The organism is Mucilaginibacter terrae, from assembly GCF_042679325.1.
GTDB classification, from domain to species: Bacteria; Bacteroidota; Bacteroidia; order Sphingobacteriales; family Sphingobacteriaceae; genus Mucilaginibacter; species Mucilaginibacter terrae.
In genome coordinates this window covers 1-20,678 of record NZ_JBHTMJ010000016.1, presented here as the reverse complement: position 1 = coordinate 20,678, position 20,678 = coordinate 1, and the positions used below count along the sequence as shown (strand labels likewise).

At 43.6% G+C, this 20,678-nt stretch carries 17 protein-coding genes; 7 read left to right on the top strand and 10 right to left on the bottom strand.

Annotated elements, in window-relative coordinates:
- Nucleotides 1-149: 149 nt before the first annotated feature.
- Nucleotides 150-599, bottom strand: a complete 450-nt coding sequence (locus ACFQ3S_RS15860; protein ID WP_377166220.1) for a cytochrome B — start codon at nt 597-599, stop codon at nt 150-152.
- Between the two features lie 322 nt (nt 600-921).
- Between ACFQ3S_RS15860 and ACFQ3S_RS15855 the strand changes: the two genes are divergently transcribed.
- Both ACFQ3S_RS15855 and ACFQ3S_RS15850 read left to right on the top strand, forming a co-directional pair.
- Complete coding sequence (locus ACFQ3S_RS15855; protein WP_377166218.1) at nt 922-4,029, top strand: amidohydrolase family protein; 3,108 nt, start codon at nt 922-924, stop codon at nt 4,027-4,029.
- 183 nt (nt 4,030-4,212) lie between these two features.
- Nucleotides 4,213-5,502 (top strand): amidohydrolase family protein, encoded by a 1,290-nt coding sequence (locus ACFQ3S_RS15850; protein ID WP_377166216.1) that lies wholly within the window; start codon nt 4,213-4,215, stop codon nt 5,500-5,502.
- Between the two features lie 136 nt (nt 5,503-5,638).
- On the opposite strand, the gene ACFQ3S_RS15845 is transcribed toward ACFQ3S_RS15850, so the two are convergent.
- Together ACFQ3S_RS15845 and ACFQ3S_RS15840 are read right to left on the bottom strand one after the other, a co-directional pair.
- A complete protein-coding gene (locus tag ACFQ3S_RS15845) occupies nt 5,639-6,616 on the bottom strand; it encodes a GlxA family transcriptional regulator (RefSeq protein ID WP_377166214.1) in 978 nt (325 codons plus the stop codon).
- Nucleotides 6,617-6,874: 258 nt separating this feature from the next.
- A complete protein-coding gene (locus ACFQ3S_RS15840) occupies nt 6,875-7,138 on the bottom strand; it encodes a hypothetical protein (protein ID WP_377166212.1) in 264 nt (87 codons plus the stop codon).
- Nucleotides 7,139-7,434: 296 nt separating this feature from the next.
- Between ACFQ3S_RS15840 and carB the strand changes: the two genes are divergently transcribed.
- Both carB and ACFQ3S_RS15830 read left to right on the top strand, forming a co-directional pair.
- On the top strand, nt 7,435-10,254 hold the full coding sequence (gene carB / locus ACFQ3S_RS15835; RefSeq protein ID WP_377166210.1) for a carbamoyl-phosphate synthase large subunit: 2,820 nt from the start codon (nt 7,435-7,437) through the stop codon (nt 10,252-10,254).
- 122 nt (nt 10,255-10,376) lie between these two features.
- Nucleotides 10,377-10,760: a DUF4304 domain-containing protein gene (locus tag ACFQ3S_RS15830; RefSeq protein WP_377166208.1), complete on the top strand. Its 384-nt coding sequence runs from the start codon at nt 10,377-10,379 to the stop codon at nt 10,758-10,760.
- Nucleotides 10,761-10,861: 101 nt separating this feature from the next.
- On the opposite strand, the gene ACFQ3S_RS15825 is transcribed toward ACFQ3S_RS15830, so the two are convergent.
- The 4 genes from ACFQ3S_RS15825 to ACFQ3S_RS15810 form a co-directional block, all read right to left on the bottom strand.
- On the bottom strand, nt 10,862-11,242 hold the full coding sequence (locus ACFQ3S_RS15825; RefSeq protein WP_377166206.1) for a hypothetical protein: 381 nt from the start codon (nt 11,240-11,242) through the stop codon (nt 10,862-10,864).
- Between the two features lie 205 nt (nt 11,243-11,447).
- A complete protein-coding gene (locus ACFQ3S_RS15820; protein WP_377166204.1) occupies nt 11,448-12,881 on the bottom strand; it encodes a hypothetical protein in 1,434 nt (477 codons plus the stop codon).
- Between the two features lie 443 nt (nt 12,882-13,324).
- Entirely contained in the window at nt 13,325-13,810 is a 486-nt protein-coding gene (locus ACFQ3S_RS15815) for a hypothetical protein (protein WP_377166202.1), read from the bottom strand.
- Nucleotides 13,811-14,322: 512 nt separating this feature from the next.
- A complete protein-coding gene (locus ACFQ3S_RS15810; protein ID WP_377166200.1) occupies nt 14,323-14,883 on the bottom strand; it encodes an RNA polymerase sigma factor in 561 nt (186 codons plus the stop codon).
- A gap of 202 nt (nt 14,884-15,085) precedes the next feature.
- On the opposite strand from ACFQ3S_RS15810, the gene ACFQ3S_RS15805 reads away from it, so the two are divergent.
- Nucleotides 15,086-16,639, top strand: a complete 1,554-nt coding sequence (locus tag ACFQ3S_RS15805; protein ID WP_377166198.1) for an NAD(P)/FAD-dependent oxidoreductase — start codon at nt 15,086-15,088, stop codon at nt 16,637-16,639.
- A 133-nt stretch (nt 16,640-16,772) separates the two neighbouring features.
- Here the strand turns inward: ACFQ3S_RS15805 and ACFQ3S_RS15800 are convergent, their stop codons facing one another.
- On the bottom strand, nt 16,773-17,165 hold the full coding sequence (locus ACFQ3S_RS15800) for a hypothetical protein (protein ID WP_377166196.1): 393 nt from the start codon (nt 17,163-17,165) through the stop codon (nt 16,773-16,775).
- Nucleotides 17,166-17,176: 11 nt separating this feature from the next.
- Complete coding sequence (locus tag ACFQ3S_RS15795; protein ID WP_377166194.1) at nt 17,177-17,755, bottom strand: RNA polymerase sigma factor; 579 nt, start codon at nt 17,753-17,755, stop codon at nt 17,177-17,179.
- 161 nt (nt 17,756-17,916) lie between these two features.
- Here ACFQ3S_RS15795 and ACFQ3S_RS15790 point away from each other — a divergent pair, with 161 nt between their 5' ends.
- Together ACFQ3S_RS15790 and ACFQ3S_RS15785 are read left to right on the top strand one after the other, a co-directional pair.
- On the top strand, nt 17,917-18,402 hold the full coding sequence (locus tag ACFQ3S_RS15790) for a DinB family protein (RefSeq protein ID WP_377166192.1): 486 nt from the start codon (nt 17,917-17,919) through the stop codon (nt 18,400-18,402).
- Nucleotides 18,392-18,763, top strand: coding sequence for a CoA-binding protein (locus ACFQ3S_RS15785; protein ID WP_377166190.1), 372 nt, complete (start codon nt 18,392-18,394; stop codon nt 18,761-18,763). Before ACFQ3S_RS15790 ends, ACFQ3S_RS15785 begins: the two co-directional genes overlap by 11 nt.
- Here the strand turns inward: ACFQ3S_RS15785 and ACFQ3S_RS15780 are convergent.
- Nucleotides 18,657-20,225 carry a methyltransferase RsmF C-terminal domain-like protein gene (locus tag ACFQ3S_RS15780; protein WP_377166188.1) on the bottom strand — a complete coding sequence of 523 codons (1,569 nt, stop codon included), beginning with the start codon at nt 20,223-20,225 and terminating at the stop codon, nt 18,657-18,659. The two genes, ACFQ3S_RS15785 and ACFQ3S_RS15780, sit on opposite strands and share 107 nt — an antisense overlap.
- Nucleotides 20,226-20,678 lie beyond the last annotated feature (453 nt).

The window sequence follows — 20,678 nt, the reverse complement described above, 5'->3', positions numbered from 1 at the left end:
CACCAGATTAGTTTATGTTCTTTTGTTGTCATTTACAATGGCAAATATATGACAATTTATGAACCTGCAAATTTTTTGCGAAAAATATTTTTTGATTTTCAAACAATAATTTGGCTGCAGCGCTGTTGTGCCGAACAATATATGGTTAGCTATAAACCTGTTATAGCTAAAAACGGCCTTTTACTCTGTATAATGGCAACCACGATGATGATTACTGCTAATCCATAAAAAATAGCTATGGCACGATGTTTAGCCTCGGGCAGGGTTGCTTTTTTCGATTTGCTATGGCCTATGGTAATTAAAACAATGGCAAACAGCATCATGGTAATGTGTTCTACCGTCCAGTAGCGAGCCTGTGGGTCTTTCATTGTAGTTTTGGCGAATTGCACCAGCGGACTTATAAAGTACAATACTAATCCAATTAATAACTGGGTATGCGCCCCAATCATGGCAAACAGGTAAAGCTTGCGGTTGCCTTTGCTGTAGGTTTTACTACCCAGCCATCCTATTAATGCTTGTAAAATAGCAACCACCATAAGCAGCAGTACCACAAAACGGAGACCCGAGTGCAGGTATTTAAAAATTTCGTATGAAGACATGATATAATTTTTTAACAAATATAAGAAACAGCTTGTGAATAGTTCATAACTGATGGTACACGGTTAAAGTTTACCTGCTAAAATTTGTTCTGTATTTTTGCTTTTGACAGACTGGTAGGAATGTTAATGATTATTTATTTAGATAGTTATGTAAAATAATTTCCTCAAAATAGGTTAACAGCAACAACATATACCATAACTATGGCCGTTAACTACAAACTATTTACAAATTTGATGTAACAATAAAGCTAATATTTAAAATCCGCTACATTTTAGCCTCATAAATAAATATATTTAAACCGATTAACTCAAAAACTGCAAAATGAAGAAACTATTACTCGCGTGTTTTGCCCTTCTTGTCACCCATTTAAGCTATTCGCAGGAAACTTTCCCGGTAAATGGCTCCTGGGATGTAAGATCGGGGCAGTATGCGTTCACTAATGCCACCATTGTGGTGAGCGCGGCTCAAACTATTACTAATGGAACGCTGGTTATTAAAGATGGCAAAATTGAATCGGTTGGTACCGGTACAACCATACCAAAAGGTTATGTTACTGTTGACCTAAAAGGGAAATTTATTTATCCGGGCTTAATTGATGCATACACTACTTATGGTATCCCCGAGGCTCCGCGTCAGGCCGGAGGCGGTTTTGGCGGTTTTGGCCGCGCATCTGTACCAGTATCAACCAAGCCCGGTCCTTACGGCTGGAACGAGGCTATCCGTCCCGATGTTTCCGCCCTTAAAATGTTTCATGTGAATAACACCCGTGCCGAAGAAATGAAGCGAAATGGCTTTGGTGCTGTGCAAACTTTGGTTCAAGACGGTATTGCCCGTGGCACATCGGCCGTATTTAGTTTGGCCGATGCCCGCGATAACGAAGTAATTATTAAAGACGAGGTTGCCGCACATTACTCTTTTAGCAAGGGTACTGCCGCCACAAACTATCCATCGTCGTTAATGGGTAGTATAGCTTTGTTACGTCAAACTTACCTGGATGCGCAATGGTATAAAGGCCAAAGCAAAGAATACAATATTTCTTTAGCCGAATTTAACCGCACCCAGGCCCTGCCGCAATTTTTTGAGGTAGGCGACGTGCAAAGCATTCTCCGGGCCGATAAAATAGCCAAGGAATTTGGTAAACAATACATTTATAAAACCGATGGTATGGAGTACCAGCGTATTGATGCTGTTAAAGCATTAAACGCCAGCTTAATTGTACCCTTGAATTTTCCAGCTGCTTTTGATGTGGAAGATGCTTTAGATGCCCGCAACATTAGCTATGCGCAAATGAAAAGCTGGGAACTGGCGCCAACCAATCCTGCCGCTTTAGAAAAGGCCGGGATCCGCTTTGCGCTTACCACTAACGGCTTAACCAACGCGCGCGATTTTTGGACTAACCTGCGTACCGCCATTACCAACGGGTTGACTGAAAAGCAAGCCTTAATGTCCTTAACCGAAATACCGGCCACTATGTTGGGCGTGAGCGATAAGATAGGTACGTTGGCTAAAGGCAAAATGGCCAACTTCATCATTACATCGGCTAACTTATTTAAGGCCGATAACGTAATTTACGAAAACTGGGTACAGGGCGAAAAATTTGTGGTAAGCAAAATGGACGTAAGCGATTTGCGTGGTACCTATAATTTGAGCGGAAGCGGCTTTGCCAACACAACCCTTATTATAGGCGGTACACCCGGCGCTTACACGGCTAATATTAACCGCAATGGTGCCGATAGCACCAAAACTACGGGCACCATTGTTCGCACCGGCGATTTGGTGAGCCTTTACTTCGATTTAAAAAACAAACCCTCGGGCAACATCCGTTTAAATGGTTACATCACCTCTATGTCGCCCGTTACCCTGCGTGGCGATGGTTTACTGCCGGATGGTGGTTCGGTTAAATGGACCGCTACTTATACCGGTACTGCCCCGGCAGGTGGCCGTGGAGGCCGTGGTGGTGGTGCTGGTGCACCGGGCGCCGATCAAACGGCCAAAGCGCCTGTAGTTGGCTCTACGGTTTATCCTTTTGTTGCATTTGGCAATACCATGGTACCTAAAGCAGAAACTACACTGTTTAAAAACGCTACTGTTTGGACCAACGAAAAAGAAGGCATCCTGCAAAATGCTGATGTACTGATAGAGGGCGGCAAAATTAAAGCGGTAGGTAAAAACCTGTCGGCAGGTGGCGCTAAGGTTATCGATGCTACCGGCAAGCATATTTCGGCCGGTATTGTGGATGAACACTCACATATTGCAGCCACTGCAGGTATAAACGAGGGCACCCAATCGGTAACCTCCGAAGTTCGTATTGCCGATGTAATTGATGCCGAAGACATTAATATCTACCGCCAATTGGCAGGTGGAGTTACTACGTCTCACATTCTGCATGGTTCGGCTAACGCCATTGGCGGCCAAACCCAATTAATTAAACTACGCTGGGGAGTAATGCCCGAGCAGTTAAAATTTGAAGGCAGCGATGGTTTCATTAAGTTTGCCCTGGGCGAAAACGTTAAACAAAGCAACCGCCCTGCTGCAATTGGTGATGCTAACGTACGTTTCCCGCAAACCCGTATGGGTGTGGAGCAGGTTTATATTGACGCCTTTACCCGCGCTAAAGAATACAAAGCTGCACGTGCCGTAAAAGGTAGCACTACCCGCCGCGACCTGGAGCTGGATGCCTTAGTTGAAATTTTAGATGGCAAGCGTTTTATTACCTGCCACTCTTACGTACAATCGGAAATTAACATGCTGATGCACGTGGCCGATTCTATGGGCTTCAAGATAAACACCTTTACCCACATATTAGAAGGTTATAAAGTGGCCGATGGTATGAAAAAACGCAACATCGCAGGTTCGACCTTTAGCGACTGGTGGGCTTACAAATATGAGGTGGCCGAGGCTATCCCCTACAACGGTAAGCTAATGCACGAGGTAGGTGTATTAACCGGCTTTAACTCTGATGATGCCGAAATGGCCCGTCGCCTTAACCAGGAAGCTGCCAAAGCAGTTACTTACGGCATGCTGAGCCAGGAAGACGCCTTAAAACTGGTTACCCTTAACCCGGCCAAAATGCTGCATGTGGATAACCGCATTGGCAGCTTAAAAGCAGGTAAAGATGCCGATTTGGTTTTATGGTCGGCCAACCCGCTGTCTATTTACGCTGTAGCCGAAAAAACTTATGTCGACGGTATTGCATACTGGGATTATTCGAAAGACGCCGAACAGCAAAAAGCTTTAAAAGCCGATGAAGGCCGCATCATTCAAAAAATGATTGAGTCGAAAGGCCGTGGTGCAGCTACGCAACGCCCGGCGTTTCAACGTCCGCGTTTGTACGAGTGCGAGGATGTGGAAGATGCGGCATTCGTTATAGCTGATGAGTACAACCGCATGAACCAAAATCAAACCACTGTTCAAAAAGCGCAGAACTAAATCCACCAAAAGTTAACAGAAATGAAAAATAACTTCACATCAAAATTCATGTCATTTCGAGTGTTAACGAGAAATCTTGTTACTCACACTAAATGTGCTACATACAGATCCAAACAAGATCCCTCACTATCGTTCGAGATGACAAATAATATTTTTAAACCGCTCTTAAGTTTTGGAGGATTGATGCTTACGGCAGTCCTCGCGTTTGGCCAGGCTAACATTATGCCGGCCAAGCCACAAGCAGGCCCCATGGTTATTACCGGGGCCACCATACACGTAGGTAACGGCAAGGTAATTAACAACGGTTACATCGCTTTCGATAAAGGAAAGATCACCGCTATTGGCGAAGGCGCTGCGCCATCTACTACCGGCGCTACGGTAATTAATGCCAGCGGTAAGCAAGTTTACCCGGGCTTTATTTGCCCTATTACCTCGTTGGGTTTGGTAGAATTTGAATCGATAAAAGCTACTGACGACGAAACCGAGACCGGCGAACTCAACCCGCATGTACGTTCCCTTATTGCTTACAACACCGATTCGAAAGTGATACCAACCGTACGTTCTAACGGGATATTGCTGGCACAGCCTACCCCACAGGGTGGCACCGTACAGGGTCAGTCATCGGTAATGATGCTCGACGGCTGGAACTGGGAAGATGCCGCTTATAAAAAGGATATTGGCATTCACTTAACCTGGCCTGTTGCCCGTGCCGCAGGTGGCCGTCGCAGGGCTTTTGCTACGCCGGGTGCCGGCCCGCAAGAGTCGCCTGCCGAAAGGGCGCAAAAAGCTATTGATGGAATAGCCAGTTTGTTCTCACAAGCCAAAAGCTATGCCGAGGTTAAGCAAAGTATTACCAATACCCGTTTAGCTGCTATGGCCGGTTTATTTAACGGCACTAAAAAGCTGTTTATTAATGCCGATGGCGCTAAAGAGATTATTCAGGCGGTAAATTTTGCCAAGCAGTATGGCGTACAAGCCGTTATTGTGGGGGGCAAAGATTCGTACCTGGTAACCGACGTGTTGAAGGACAATAACGTACCGGTAATAATTAAGGAAACCCAAACCCTGCCCGATAAGGATGAAGATGATGTGTACCTGCCTTACAAATTACCACACTTGTTGCAGGAAGCCGGTGTAATGTACGGCTTAACTGGTATAGGTTTCTGGCGTCAGCGCAACTTGCCTTTTGAGGCTGGCCAGGCGGTAGGTTACGGCTTAACTAAAGAGCAGGCCCTATCTATGATTACCATGAACAACGCTAAGATCTTAGGTATCGATAAAACTACCGGAACTTTAGAAACCGGCAAAGATGCCAACCTGTTCATTTCTACAGGCGACGCGTTAGATATGCTGACCTTGAATGTGGAGAGCGCCTTTATACAAGGCAAAACCATTAGCCTGGATAACCTGCACAAACAGCTTTACAAACGCTATAGCGAAAAGTACGGCTTTAAAGCGAATGTTACCCAATAAGGGGCTAAAGTAACCATCCATTATGTCATTGCGAGGAGCGATAGCGACGTGGCAATCCCGTTTAGAACAGTCTGGCGGGGATTGCCACGCTATCGCTCGCAATGACATATTCTTTTAATAGCTTATTTAACATACGCTAACTCACACTCTCCCGCTGATACTTATTGCGATATTCCATGGGCGATAACCCGGTGATCCGTTTAAAGGTACTGCGGAAAGCCTTGGTATCGTTGTAACCTACGTTATACATTACCTCGTTCACACTCTCCCGCGAACTTTCCAGGCTCATTTTAGCGGCTTCAATTTTTACCCGTTGTATATATTCTACCACGGTATTGGCAGTAGCCTTTTTAAAGCGCCGTTCCAAATTGCGGCGGCCTAAGGCAAATAACGAAGCCAGCTGCTCTACCGAAATCTTTTCCTGGTAATTTTGCTCGATAAAATCCTGCGCTTTTTTGATAGAATCGTCGGTATGGTCTTTTTGTCCCTGGAAAATAATGAACGGCGACTGGCTGGTACGCTCCATTTCTATAGCAAACACCTTGGAGCTTAATACGGCCATTTCGCGGCCGGTAAATTTTTCTATCAGGTACAAAATAAGGTTGAGGTACGAGAACGCTCCACCGCTCGAGTAAATGCCCTGCTCATCGGTAATAATCTTTTCGGTCACCAGTTCCACATCCGGGAACATACGTTTAAAATCATTGGCGGCCATCCAGTGGGTAGCACATTTTTTGCCTTTTAGCAAACCGGTAGAGGCCAGTAAAAAGGCACCCATACAAAGGCTGGCTACCTCGGCGCCGCTTTGGTGTTGCTGAATAATCCAGGGTATAAATTCTTTATTATTTTGTATAGCACAAGTAATTTCGCCATCCAGAGCAGGGATAATTATAAGGTCGGTGTTTTCAACCTCATTAATCAATAAATCGGCATTTACGGTAAACGAGCCGCCGCTAATAGGCGTTTCTTTACTTAAACCCACCAGCTGCACTTTGAACACCGGGGCCATGCCGCGGGCTGCAAAAAAATGGTTTACCTGTGTAAGTAACTGCCTCGAACCCTCTAAACTACCTAAAATAGCTCCCTTGGGGACTAAAATTGATATGTGCTTCATGTTTCAAATCTATGTTAAAGTATTGTCGTAATCAACCCCTTAAATTGCCGCTATCAATACTCACTTTGCTGGCTCATTGGCCATGCCTTTGTTTTGCCAAAAGATGCAAGGCGTTGATTAATTGTTGGCCGATGGCATTATTGAGCGTAAGTTTGAGCGGACTGCTGCCTGGTAAAAAATTCCTTGTAACTGTCGTATAACTGACCATATAGGGCAGCGAAGATGACATTCGGACGGTTTTTATTGGCATCTGAGAGCTTACTGTGTTTGGGGAAACAGGTTAAATCTAAATGATTGATCTTGCCCTTTCAGGCCAGCATAATACTGCTTACTTACTGCAGTGAACTGCATCCGTTCAGTGTTGTAAAAATCATTGTCACCAAAATGGTGATACGTTTTAAAGCGTTTGTAATACTGGTTGCCTTGTGGGGTTTTGGCTGTCGGCTTAACTAATGAACCAAACATATACTTTAACACCTGGCTGATGACAGGCTGTCCGCTAAAGTTTGCAGATTCGTTCATACTTGAAAATGTGGTAACTCTAAAGTATAAATATAAGGGGATAGCTTACGCTTCCCCTTTATCTTATGCCAAACACTATTGATTAATTATCAAATTTTTCAAACAAATAACCTCTATTCTTCTATCTTTGCATCCCGACGCTGAAGTCGGGTTTTATTTCCTTTTCAGCGCATAGAAATTATAGTCGATAGTCCATAGTCGATTAGTCTGTAGCTGTATATGAATTACACCTTACAGTTCTGGCATTGACAATAGACTTTAGACTGAGCACTAAAGACTTTAGACTACAAAAAACTATGCCCAAAGATACCTCCATCAAATCGGTACTGATCATCGGTTCAGGCCCTATCATTATCGGTCAGGCCTGCGAGTTTGACTACGCCGGTTCACAAGCCGCCCTTTCGCTAAAAGACGAAGGCATCAGCGTTTCTATTATCAACAGTAACCCAGCTACTATTATGACGGATAAGGTTATTGCAGATCATGTGTACCTGCTGCCCCTCACCTGCGAAAGTTTAGAGCAAATTTTAACTGAGCGCCAGATTGATGCCGTATTGCCTACCATGGGTGGCCAAACTGCTTTAAACCTGTGCATTGAAGCCGACGAGCGCGGCATCTGGAAAAAATTTGGGGTTAAAATAGTGGGCGTTGATATTGCCGCTATAGAAAAGACCGAAAACCGCGAAGCTTTTCGCCAGTTAATGGTGGATATTGGTATTGGTGTGGCTAAATCGAAAATTGCCAACTCCTTTTTAGAAGGTAAAGAAGCCGCACAGGAAATCGGTTTTCCACTGGTAATACGCCCGAGCTATACCCTGGGTGGTAAAGGTGCCGGCTTTGTACATAAAAAAGAAGAATTTGATGCGGCTTTAAGTCGCGGTTTGCAAGCGTCGCCAACGCACGAAGTTTTGGTTGAGCAAGCCGTTTTAGGTTGGAAAGAATATGAGCTGGAATTACTGCGCGATAACCGCGATAACGTGATTATCATTTGCTCTATCGAGAACTTCGACCCGATGGGTATCCATACCGGCGACAGTATTACCGTAGCCCCGGCCATGACCCTGAGCGACCGCTGCTACCAGGATATGCGTAACCAGGCTATTAAAATGATGCGCGCCATTGGTAACTTTGCAGGTGGCTGTAATGTGCAGTTTTCGGTTAACCCGGCCAACGAAGACATTATCGCTATTGAGATCAATCCGCGGGTATCGCGTTCATCGGCCCTGGCCTCTAAGGCAACCGGTTACCCAATTGCTAAAATTGCGGCCAAGCTGGCCATAGGTTATAATTTGGATGAGGTAGAAAACCAGATCACCAAAACCACATCTGCTTACTTTGAGCCAACGCTCGATTACGTAATTGTAAAAATCCCCCGCTGGAACTTCGATAAATTTAAAGGCGCCAACAAGGAACTGGGCCTGCAAATGAAATCTGTGGGCGAGGTAATGGGTATAGGCCGCAGCTTTATTGAGGCATTACAAAAAGCTTGTCAGAGTTTAGAGATAGGTCGCGCCGGTTTAGGTGCCGATGGCCGCCAAAGCCGCAATTTGGAAGAAATTATGCACAGCCTGGAGCATCCGAGCTGGGACAGGTTGTTCCATGTTTATGATGCGCTGAGCCTGGGCGTACCTATCGAATCGGTACGGAAAGCAACCAAAATAGACCGCTGGTTTTTAAACCAGATCCAGGAAATTGTGAACCTGGAGGCCGAACTGCGCCGCTACTCGGTAAACAATATTCCCGAAGATATATTTGTGACCGTGAAGCAAAAAGGCTTTTCGGATGTACAGATAGCCTGGATATTAGGTGCCAACACTACCGAAGAAGAGGTGTACCAACGCCGCAAAGCCTTAGGCATTAACCGGGTTTATAAAATGGTGGATACCTGCGCGGCTGAGTTCCAGGCGCAAACCCCATACTACTACTCTACTTACGAGGGTGAGAACGAAAGTATCCCGTCCGATAAGAAAAAGATTATTGTATTAGGCTCGGGCCCTAACCGTATTGGCCAGGGTATTGAGTTCGACTACAGTTGTGTACACGGATTGATTGCGGCTAAAGAGTCGGGTTATGAAGCCATCATGATCAACTGTAACCCCGAAACCGTATCTACCGACTTTAACATGGCCGATAAGCTGTACTTTGAGCCGGTATTTTGGGAGCATGTACGTGAGATTATCGACCTGGAAAAACCGGAAGGTGTAATTGTGCAATTAGGCGGTCAAACTGCATTAAAAATGGCCGAAAAGCTGCATGAGCATGGTATCAAAATTATCGGCACCTCTTACAACGATATGGATATTGCCGAAGACCGCGGCCGTTTCTCCGACTTGCTGAAAGACCTCGATATTCCTTACCCGCTTTACGGTGTGGCTGAAAATGCCGAAGAAGCTATCGAAGTAGCACATAAAGTAGGTTACCCGGTACTGGTGCGCCCAAGCTATGTATTAGGCGGACAGGGCATGAGCATTGTCATCAACGATGAAGACCTGGAACGCGCGGTGGTTAACCTGTTAAAGGCGTTGCCGGGCAACCGCGTACTCATCGATCACTTCCTTGACCGTGCTGCCGAAGCCGAGTCGGATTCTATTTGCGATGGCGAGAACGTACACATTATTGGTATGATGGAGCACATTGAGCCGGCCGGGATTCACTCGGGCGATTCGTTTGCCGTGCTGCCACCGTTCGATTTGAGCGAGACCGTGCTGCAATCTATGGAAGCATATTCCATTAAAATTGCCAAAGCTTTAAATGTAAAAGGTCTGCTGAACATCCAGTTCGCTATTAAAAACGATAAAGTTTACGTGATAGAGGCTAACCCACGTGCATCGCGTACAGTACCATTTATTGCCAAAGCGTACGATGTGCCATATATTAACATCGCCGCCAAGGTAATGATGGGCGTAAACAAGCTTACCGACTTTACCATAGAACGTAAACTGGTAGGTTATGCCATTAAAGAACCCGTATTCTCGTTCGATAAATTCCCGGAAGTAAGCAAGGAATTAGGCCCCGAAATGAAATCGACCGGCGAAGCTATCCGCTTTATCCCTAACCTGGAAGATCCTTATTTCCGCCACCTGTACAAAGAGAAATCGATGTACTTGAGTCAGTAAGCTTTTAGATAATCACTAATATATTAAGGACAAGGGATGAAAATCCTTTGTCCTTTTTTGTGGGAGAAATATATTACATTAGTAATACGGTGATAATACCGACCACCATAGGAGTGCTTAATATGAAGAAAGATGATTTAGCAAGAATTTTAGACGACATATTGATCCCTTTTGCTTTTAAAAGGAAAGGTAATAATTGGTTGTTCAATGGTAATGAACTAACTAAAATAATCAATTTGCAAAAATCTAATTTTAGTAACACTTTTTACATCAATTACGGCTATATAATCAGAGGACTAGAATTAACTACAAAAATGCATGTTGAAGATCGTTTGGCATCAGGCGATAAAATGGAACAGCAAATCATAACAGGTTTACTTGACCTTGAAATAGAAATGCCTGCAGATCAAAGGTTACTTGGAATTAAAAGACTTATAACTAATAAAGTATTAATGAAAGTCACATCCCCCCGCTGCCGCAAGGGTCTCCCTTGTGGATATTGTTAGGTAGTGTACTATAGCAGTAATTTCAAATCTTGATACCAATTTATCCAAAGCCCACAAGGGAGACCCTTGCGGTAGCGGGGCCGTAAATGTACTGGTAAATATTATAACAAAGCTTTTAATAACCTTTCTCTAATTAACTGAGTAATAAGGAAACTTGCTATTGCAATCAAAAATATCCATTCATAATATTTTACAATACCATAAATCAATGGAGAACTTATAAGAATCCACTCAAGTATAAGATTAAATTTAAGACTTTGATTTTTTTTATGAATAAGTAAATAGTCCAATATTATTAAAGTGATTATTAAGTACAACCAAAACAACATACCGTAACCCAATACTAAAAATAAAGACGCTATAAAAGCTTGGAATATTGTTCTTGAGGCTTGTGGATCTATATAATTATAAATTGTCATGCACGAAGTTACTGTAAGGAATATTCCTAACAAGTTAACCCAATTTGTTTTTACTGCTTTCATTTTTTATTTTAAGTACAGATTTTAGGTGTTTTAATTCATTCCACTCCCCGCTGCCGCAAGGGTCCCAAAGCCCACAAGGGAGACCCTTGCGGTAGCGGGGGATGCGGAGAGAGCACAAATGAGATAGTTTATAAGCTAATGACAAAAATTAGGATTGCTGGTATAATCATTATCTTATTAGGAATTTGTATTTTTTTTGTAGGCGTTATCTATACAGCTTGCCGTTTAAACCTGAACTAATAATTACGTACTTATCGAAAACTCTGACCCTGTCTTCGTCTGAAGACTTGACGACATGTATTATTTTGCCAGTAGTCTTGTCAATTATATAGTACGTCGCCCTGTCGGAAGATAATGCAATCACTAAATCATGGTATAATCCATACAAACGCATGCCATTAAGCTTCCAACAGGTCTTGCCGTCTGCTAAGTTGAGGGCAACAAGAATGCTGTCTGTAGATATATAGGCCTTGCTGTTATCTACTTGATGATATGTCCAGGGGGATTTAGTCGTTGGTAAGCCAATGGTCCTAACGTTTTTATAATCGGATAAGCTTAGAACTTGCAGTCCTTTATTTGTAAGGATAAAAAGCGCTGTTTTGTTAAAAATAGGTGGGCTATATACTTCGTCATTGAAAGGACTGTTTCCCAAAAGTTTACCTCCGGAAATCTCCGTACTCCGTATTGTTTTTAGCTTGTCTATATCAAACCAGTTCACGGTCGCCTTTTTATCTTCCCAGTTCACATAAATCAGTTTATTGTCTATCAATTGGGGATAAGGTCTGGTGGAGCTGAAGTAAAGCAGCTTTTCGCTATCGATATCAAACACAGCGAACCCCTCATTAGCAATAACAATCAGCTTGTGTCTATAGATAAGACGTTTATAAACCAAGGCCATGCTGTTGGAGGAATTAATATATCCTTCCGCTGAGGTAGCGTCAGGATATATCATTTTAGCTAAATGCCCATAGCCCGTTCCGTCAGTATAAATGGCACCATTAGCATAATCAATATGGTAAGCCGATCCAATCCAGCCGGTCTCATTTATTATTTTACGATAATGCAAATCATTAATGCTTTGAACAAAGAAGCATTTGGGTCTAGCCTCACCTTCCGATACATGTTTTAAAACATTATTATAAAAACCGGCTAAGGTGTCATTTTCAATACACAGGGTATGCGATGCATACAGAGAATCGGCTGCAATAAATTTTAAGCCTAATGCCTTAACAAACTCATTTTCAAACGCAGGATTATAAAGAACCACCTTGGGCTTTACTTTGATGCTAATCGCTGTTAATACCAACAAGGTAAGGATTGATATTGTAAGGGAAGATCTTCTGGAGTTGCGCCGGAAATTACTTTTAAAGATGGAGGTTAAAAAAAGTAATATAACCAGGTAGATAAAGAAGTAAAATAAAGGAGAAATTGCGCTCTGTTTTAGCGAGTAGATGAGAAGATATTCTAATGCAAAAATAAATCCGTAGGAAAATAGGTAGCCAAATATTCTAAGGCCGCGTGTCCAATCTTTGTATAGACCAATGTTATTAAAAACTAAAATGCTGATCAGTGGAATAAAGCCAATTATAAAGAAGGTAGACGCAATCAGACTGCCTATGCCAGAACCTGTAATATTCATATATAATTGATATGGTAAAAGTTAGCTGAGTAATGTTAGACTAAAATGCAAATATTATTTTTGATTATAACTCAAAAAGTTCATCTCCCCGCTGCTCACGCAAGCATCCCTCCCTGCTACCGCAAGCGTCCCGCTTGTGGTAAAATGAGAAAAGTAAAGAATAATGCAAATTAAAAAAGTTCAACCACAAGCGAGACGCTTGCGGCAGCCAGCTCAGCAAAAAACTTATTTTTTGGCAAAGCCTTGGTTAGTCAGCTTAAATTGAAGCAAATTCATGTGATACTGGCTTTGAAACATGGATGAGATGCTTTTTCGATAAGCATCTACGGTATTGTTCTTCATCGTTTCCTGTAAGCCTAATACCAGTACTACGGTTTGCAGCTTCAGTTCTTCACCAAACTGCGCCCTTGTAGCCGATGAATTGAGTTTTTCGTTCTTAGCAATTATTCCTGCAACTGGGTCCGCGCCGCGCGTTCCATAGTTGCGGTTACCTGCTCATCGGGTACGTTGTTTACAATCTGGTATCCCACCACAATCAAACCTGCCAATGCATCGGCGGCGTCGTTATCATGCAAGCCCGATGTTTTCAGCATTTGGGTATAATAGGTCCCATAATCAGCCTTGCCTCGTCCAAAAGTAGCTGCCACCGCCTGGGCGCCCTTCAGGCTTTGGCTTTGCAGCCGCTTGGTAAAACCGGCAACTACCGACTGGCGTAAGGCAGGTGTGGATTGGTATGAATAGTTTTTTTTAATGGTAGACGCCGATTTAGAACCCCAAGTGTCGGTATAGGCCAAATTTCCCGACCAGCCTGCCATGAGCGTAGGGTCGAGTGCCATAATAGGAGCGTCTTGCGCCATGGCATAATTAATTCCAGTTACTAACCAAGAACCAAGCAGCGCACCTGTAATAAAAATGGATGACCTTTTCATAAAACAAATCTTATAATTTAGTAATACCAAAACTCAATTATTGCTGTTGTTCAGCTATGAGTTATCTTTTTAAAACTGAATTATATAATATACTCAACAACTAAAATGTTTTCATAAACACTACAATTTTGCCTGTATGGTTCTTTCTATTAAATTTTGAAGACATTTATAGCCTGGCTAACATTGGGCGTACGCGTCTTACTTGTGATAAAAAGACAGGTATAAAGGGAGCAACAATGCAACTTAGAAATATTCAACTAAAAGCGGGACGCTTGCCGGAGTGAGCGTTTTTTAAATTAAATTAAATGTCGTGTCGCTTATCAGGTCAATTACAGTTTAATATTTTGTGATGTATATCTATTATATGCTTATTGAAATACAAGGTCCAATTTTAGCCTTTGGTTGTTTATCAATAATCAATTGTATCTGATCATTGGTGCAGTGGTAACACCGACCAAAAACTGGAAGTGATTTTAAAGCTTTTTTTATTTATAATACCGTAATACATCTCTTTAACTCGCCAAACAGTGTTGCTCACGAATGTTTAAGCGGCTAAGTTTATCTTTTAATACACCACGGGCACGGCACAAGGTTGTGCGCGATACCAGTTCGGTAATGCCCAAAGTTTCACCAATTTCCTGGTGCGAATAGCCTTCAATAGCATATAGGTTAAAAACGTTGCGGTAGTTGGTAGGCAATTGCGCTATCATGTAAAGCAATTCTTTAGTTTCCAGGCCACTTTCATTGTAGCTCATGTTTATGGTTACGCATTCGGGCAATTCGTTGGTTAATACCAATGGCTTCAATTTGCGGTAGCGGGATATGGCTGTATGCACCATTATCCGACGAATCCAACCTTCCAGGCTACCTTCGCCACGGTATTTATGCATGCCGCCGAAAACTTTAATAAAGCCCTCCTGCATTATATCCTGCGCTTCGTCGCGGTCGGTAGCGTAACGGTTGCAAGCTGCTAACATTTTAGGGGCCAATACTTTATATAGCATTTCTTGTTGTTTGCTTTCTTGCTGAAGGCAACCTTTCCAAATGCGGTCTAAGCTGTGTTCGGTAATCATGGCTTTGCTTGCTTTATTTGATACACCTATGCCAACTTTGGCACCAAATAATTAAGTTATTGGTTATTAGGTTTTTGTGGATTTAAAAATCAACTATAGTGTTCGTTAACGAACACTCTCCGTACATGCCCGAACACTTTTTACCCCCCGCCGAACATTCTGTATCTTTGCACCATCCGCGATAAAAACCCGGCATAGCGTTATGATGAAAGAGATTGAAATAGTGTGCCTGCCCGAGGAACACGAAAACGAAGAAGCCCTGAAAGCCATTGCGGCTGACAAGCTTAAACTATCACCTCAAAAAATAAAGGAACTAAAAATCCGCAAACGTTCTATTGATGCCCGTGGCCGCAAGGTGGTTTACCGTATGCAGGTACAGATATATTTAGATGAGCCGGCACCGCCAACCAATTTCAACATCAATTATCTAACTGTAAAAGATAAAAAGGCGGTTATCATAGTTGGTGCTGGCCCGGCCGGTATATTTGCTGCGCTGCAATGCATACTGTCGGGAGTAAAACCTATCATCATAGAACGCGGTAAGGATGTAAAACAACGCCGCCGCGATTTGGCCAATATTAACAAACAAGGATTGGTTAACCCCGAATCGAACTATTGCTTTGGCGAGGGTGGGGCGGGTACCTATTCGGATGGTAAGCTGTACACCCGGTCTACCAAGCGTGGCGATGTGAACCAGGTGCTGCAAATGTTTGTAGCGCATGGTGCCACCGAAGATATTTTGGTGGATGCCCGTCCGCATATAGGTACAAATAAACTGCCGCAAATTATTACCACCATGCGCGAAACCATTTTGAATGCCGGCGGTGAGTTCTTGTTCGATACCAAAGTAACCGCGCTGGATATTCAATTTGGTAAAATAGCCGGTGTAAAAACTGCTGCTGGCGATAATTTAAAAGCCGATGCAGTGATTTTAGCCACAGGTCATTCGGCCCGCGATGTATTTGAAATGCTGCACCGGCAGCATATTTTAATAGAGGCCAAGCCTTTTGCTTTAGGTGTCCGCATAGAGCATCCGCAAGAAATTATAGACAAGGCCCAATACCATTGCGAGGTGCGTGGCGAATACCTGCCACCATCTTATTACAGCCTGGTAGAGCAGATAGATGATAGGGGCGTGTTCTCTTTTTGTATGTGTCCGGGTGGTATTATAGCGCCATGCTCCACCGAGCCGGGCGAAATTGTAGTGAACGGTTGGAGCCCATCTAAACGGAACAACCCCTTTGCCAACTCGGGTACCGTAGTACAAATTAACCTGGAAGACGTACCTGGTGATGATAACGATCCGTTTAAACTTTTGCGCTTTCAGCAACAGGTAGAACAAGCTGCTTTTACGGCAGGTGGCGGTAACCTGGTAGCTCCCGGCCAGCGCATGGTGGATTTTGTGGAAGGCCGGATTTCAACAGATATTCCTAAGAACTCATATCTCCCAGGTGTGGTAAGTGCAAACTTGCAAGAAGTATTGCCGCTATGGATCCACCAGCGGTTACAAAAAGCATTACCTGCTTTCGGGCGTAAAATGAAGGGATATTATACCAACGAGGCTTTGCTGGTAGGGGTAGAATCCCGCACGTCATCACCAATCAAAATACCCCGCGACCGCGAAACCATGCAGCACCCGCAAATACATGGCCTATATCCTTGCGGTGAAGGTGCCGGTTATGCAGGCGGCATAATTTCGGCCGCTATTGATGGAATGAATTGCGCTTTGGCGGCGGTAAAGCAGATCAATGGATAGTTTTTTTAATCCCCTCCTCGGAGGGGTAGGGGTTGGGTTAATGAAGCGACTTGGTTACCAATCGCTCGGCAATAACCCCACCCCTGCCTTCGCGCTCAATCCAGCCGCACCCTCTCCCAGGAGGGGATTTTTCTTAATCTGCCTTTTTATCTTCCTGCTTGGCCTCCTCCCCAAACCAATCACGTCTTCCCCAATGCCCACTTTTGTGGCACATACGGTTACTGAACTGTTCTTTAAAACGTTGCTGTTCTTCGGGGCTCATGTGCTTTAACCGTTCTTCCATTTTTTGGCGCATACAGGGAGCGCCGCCGCCAAACTTACCTCGCCCGCCAAAACCGAACAGGATCTTACATAAAACAAACAGAGCCATGGCCTGCCAAAAGGTAATCATATCTACGTGCAGCAGGCCAGGCAGCAGGTAGTTCCACAAGTGCATCACTATAAAGCTAATGAGCGATAAAAACGCCGCTGCAGCTAAAGGGAAGAATATAAACCGGTAAGGGCGGGCAAAAAATATTTTTTTCATGATTTTTAATGTTAAAAGTCTTTCATATCATCATATAATTGTTTCAACCGCTTGCGCAGGTGCAGCACCGCATAGCGTTTACGCGAGGTGAGCGTTTGCACATTTACACCCGTATGTTTTGCTATTTCGTCAAAGCTTTTACTTTCGAGTTCCTGCCATATAAATACCTGTTTTTGTTCTGCCGGTAATTCATCCAGCGCGGCAAAAAGCTCCTCCCAAAAAAGGTTGCGCAGGTATTCGGTTTCGGGCGTCTTGGTTTCGCTCAGCATAATATCCAAAAAGCCGGGCGAGTCGTCGCCGTCATCGTCGCTATTATTAAATAGCATATCATCCAGCAAAACTTCGGTATGCTTGCGGTGTTTATCAGTAATTTTATTGCGGGCCACCCGGTATAGCCAGGCTCCCGTTTGCTCAATAGGGGCTGCGTTAACCACCGAACTCAGCTGATACCAAACATCCTGCAGTATGTCTTCCGCATCGGCATCGTTCTTTACCCTGCGCCGTATAAACGCAAGCAAGCCCTTACCATAATCTTTAATGGCTTTTAAGGTAAAGCTGTTCTTGTTTTCGGGTATTAAGGCGGTAACCAATGTATAATGTATTTACAAGTGCAGACGGCTGGGCATTAAAAACATTTTAAAGCAAACAGAAAAAGTTCCGTTATCGCTCATCTATAAATAGATTACCTTGCTTTTAATATGTTACAATGGGCATTCCCGAAAAATGGAACTAATATTGTGGTATGTATAATATGACAACAGCAGGTCAATTTCAGCACGAATTAGAAACCGCATTTTTGGGTAAGCCCTGGTATGGCAAACCCATCAGCGAAATTATAACCGAGGGGGACTGGAAGGCTGCATTTAACAAACCGGCCGGTTCGGTACACAGCGTTGCACATCTTATACTACACATGACCGGCTGGACCGAAGAAGTGATCAGTCGTTTTCAGGGTAACCCGGCTGCCGAACCCGCCCGGGGCGACTGGCCCGAGCCCGCTGAACCTTCGGAACAAAACTGGCACCAGTTGGTTATTAATTTAGATGAGGCCAATAGTAACCTCATTAAAGCAATGCAGGCTTTACCCAATGATAGATGGGATGAACTGATTAACGACCAGCGCGAAATGGGCGAACCGGTAACCACCTACAAAGAATTGGTTTACGGTTTTATTCAGCACCAGATTTATCATGCAGGGCAAATTGCCTTATTAAACCGAATGAACCATGTTAGTTAAAGAAAAAAAGACACTCATATTAGGAGCTACACCCGATAGTAGCCGTTATGCTTACCTGGCCGCCAATCGTTTAGTGCGCACAGGTCACCCTATAGTTAATGTAGGCATTAAAAAAGGAGAAGTAGCAGGTGTGGCTATTGAACCCGCTGAAAAAGTACACAGCGATATTGATACCATTACCTTATATATAGGTACCCAAAATCAACCGCCGCTGTACGATTATATTCTGTCTACTAATCCCAAGCGTATAATTTTTAACCCGGGTACCGAAAACCCAGAACTGCGCAACCTTGCCCGGGAACGTGGAATAGAAACGCTTTCGGCCTGCACGTTGGTAATGTTGAGTACGGGAGAGTATTAATAGAAGCAAGAAATAAGAGACAAGAAACAGGATTTCCTACGCTTCCTAAGCAGTCGTCAACCGAAGTTAAAGTCTTGTCTCTTGTATCTAACTGTGTCATTATTCTCAATTCTTTCGGATAATAATTGTTAACCCTATTCGGCAGCAACTTAGCCCAGCCCAAAGCATGGCCCTGGTAGGTCATTAAACTCCAGCCTTTGCCGTAAATTTCAAAATTATCCATATTGTCCTTACGCAGGTAAGCTATGGCTTGCTCGTAGGTAAGTTCGGTTTGTAAAAAGGCATCCTTATTCAAGATTAAACTTAAAGCCAGTTCGTGGTCGGGGATCAATTCATTTCCGGCCAATTTTCCTAAACGTATGCCCGATTTTTTGAGATATAAAAAGTACTGCAAAGTTTCCAGGCTATCGCGGTGATGTTTGTTGATCGCCAGCCAATCGTCGTTCAGTTTAAAAAAGTAAAGATCAGCCGGGTTGTTCACATAAGGCTTCAATAAATCTATCTCCTTATAATTAGGCTTAGGCGAGTTTTTAGAACGGAAGTTTTGCAACCTGCCGGTATCTTCACGCTTGCGCAGGCAGGCTACAAAAAACCCTTCACCTTTTACCTGGTCGGGATAAAAGCGATAACCCCAGGCTTTATGTTGTTCCGACTGGCTTTCCACTACCCCCCATTCGGTTTGCAGAGGTATCTGCACGGTTTCCAGTTCAAACTTTTCGCATAGCCAATCCAGCACCGCCTCGTTTTCTTCATAGGAGTACGAACAGGTAGAGTAGATGAAGTACCCATCTTCGGCAAGCGCGGGGTAAACATCGGCCAGTATGCGTTCCTGCCTTTGCTGGCACATGGTCACACTTCCTCCCGACCATTCGTCCATCGCTGCCGGATCTTTCCTGAACATTCCCGATCCCGAACATGGCGCATCCACCACAATAATATCAAAGAAACCCTTGAGCCGGGCAAAAGCTTTAGGATCGTTGTTGGTGACCACCACATTGGTTCTTCCCCAGCGGTTTAAATTATCGGTCAGTACGGGCACGCGGGTTTTAATGATCTCGTTAGCCACCAGCAGATCTTCATCGCCAATGGCCGAACTAATGAGCGTACTTTTTCCTCCCGGGGCAGCGCACAAGTCGAGCACTTTCACCGGCCCGTTATCCTTATTATATATATGGTGTAAAATATGATCGATAAACATGGACGATGCTTCCTGCACATAATAGCAACCTGCATGAAAAAGCGGGTCGAATGTAAAGGACGGGCGGCTATCCAAATAAAATCCGTTAGTGCACCAAGGCACCGGCTGGGTATAGTTTAAGGTAATTGTTTTGTACGGATTGATCCTTACCGAAGTAAGCGCATCGGCATTTTGATGTGTTGCTATAAAGCTTTCGGTATTAAAACCGGGTACTTGCACTAAGGAAGAGATAAAACCTTTAGGAAAATGAGTATCGTTGATCATGCAGTTCAAAGATACATATTATGCAGGTAGGTTAAATTAGTATAATGTGTTTGTGAAATTAACAAATTTTACAGCTATATGTAGCAGGAAATTGCAGTTATTGTAAATTGTAAATTTTATTTGCTTTGCGGATAGTTATGTACTTATATTTGATGCCCTGCAATTGACAGCGGGTTGTTATTTGAAGTTTTAAGAGCGATAAAAAAAGTAAAAATAGTACTTGACACGTATAGTGTAAATAGTGCATCTTTGCATCCCCAAGACAAACGAGTCTGAAGGATTTAAGTTCTTATAAATAGTGAAGGTAGGAGAGTTGTTTAAAGCATCAAAATCTTAAAACAACGAAATAAAATTCTTTCAAATAAAATTTGGAGAAACAATATTAAATCATACCTTTGCACTCCCGAAACGGACGAGGCTAAAAAAGCTGAAACGAAGAAGGGAACGGCAGCG

Coding starts and splice junctions, on each gene's coding strand:
- ACFQ3S_RS15825 (WP_377166206.1), bottom strand. CDS start 11,242: ATGAAAGCAGTAAAAACAAATTGGGTTAACTTGTTAGGAATATTCCTT.
- ACFQ3S_RS15780 (WP_377166188.1), bottom strand. CDS start 20,225: ATGATCAACGATACTCATTTTCCTAAAGGTTTTATCTCTTCCTTAGTG.
- ACFQ3S_RS15800 (WP_377166196.1), bottom strand. CDS start 17,165: ATGAAAAAAATATTTTTTGCCCGCCCTTACCGGTTTATATTCTTCCCT.
- ACFQ3S_RS15810 (WP_377166200.1), bottom strand. CDS start 14,883: ATGATTACCGAACACAGCTTAGACCGCATTTGGAAAGGTTGCCTTCAG.
- ACFQ3S_RS15855 (WP_377166218.1), top strand. CDS start 922: ATGAAGAAACTATTACTCGCGTGTTTTGCCCTTCTTGTCACCCATTTA.
- ACFQ3S_RS15830 (WP_377166208.1), top strand. CDS start 10,377: ATGAAGAAAGATGATTTAGCAAGAATTTTAGACGACATATTGATCCCT.
- ACFQ3S_RS15845 (WP_377166214.1), bottom strand. CDS start 6,616: ATGAAGCACATATCAATTTTAGTCCCCAAGGGAGCTATTTTAGGTAGT.
- ACFQ3S_RS15815 (WP_377166202.1), bottom strand. CDS start 13,810: ATGAAAAGGTCATCCATTTTTATTACAGGTGCGCTGCTTGGTTCTTGG.
- ACFQ3S_RS15790 (WP_377166192.1), top strand. CDS start 17,917: ATGACAACAGCAGGTCAATTTCAGCACGAATTAGAAACCGCATTTTTG.
- ACFQ3S_RS15850 (WP_377166216.1), top strand. CDS start 4,213: ATGCTTACGGCAGTCCTCGCGTTTGGCCAGGCTAACATTATGCCGGCC.
- ACFQ3S_RS15840 (WP_377166212.1), bottom strand. CDS start 7,138: ATGAACGAATCTGCAAACTTTAGCGGACAGCCTGTCATCAGCCAGGTG.
- ACFQ3S_RS15805 (WP_377166198.1), top strand. CDS start 15,086: ATGATGAAAGAGATTGAAATAGTGTGCCTGCCCGAGGAACACGAAAAC.
- carB (WP_377166210.1), top strand. CDS start 7,435: ATGCCCAAAGATACCTCCATCAAATCGGTACTGATCATCGGTTCAGGC.
- ACFQ3S_RS15785 (WP_377166190.1), top strand. CDS start 18,392: ATGTTAGTTAAAGAAAAAAAGACACTCATATTAGGAGCTACACCCGAT.
- ACFQ3S_RS15820 (WP_377166204.1), bottom strand. CDS start 12,881: ATGAATATTACAGGTTCTGGCATAGGCAGTCTGATTGCGTCTACCTTC.
- ACFQ3S_RS15860 (WP_377166220.1), bottom strand. CDS start 599: ATGTCTTCATACGAAATTTTTAAATACCTGCACTCGGGTCTCCGTTTT.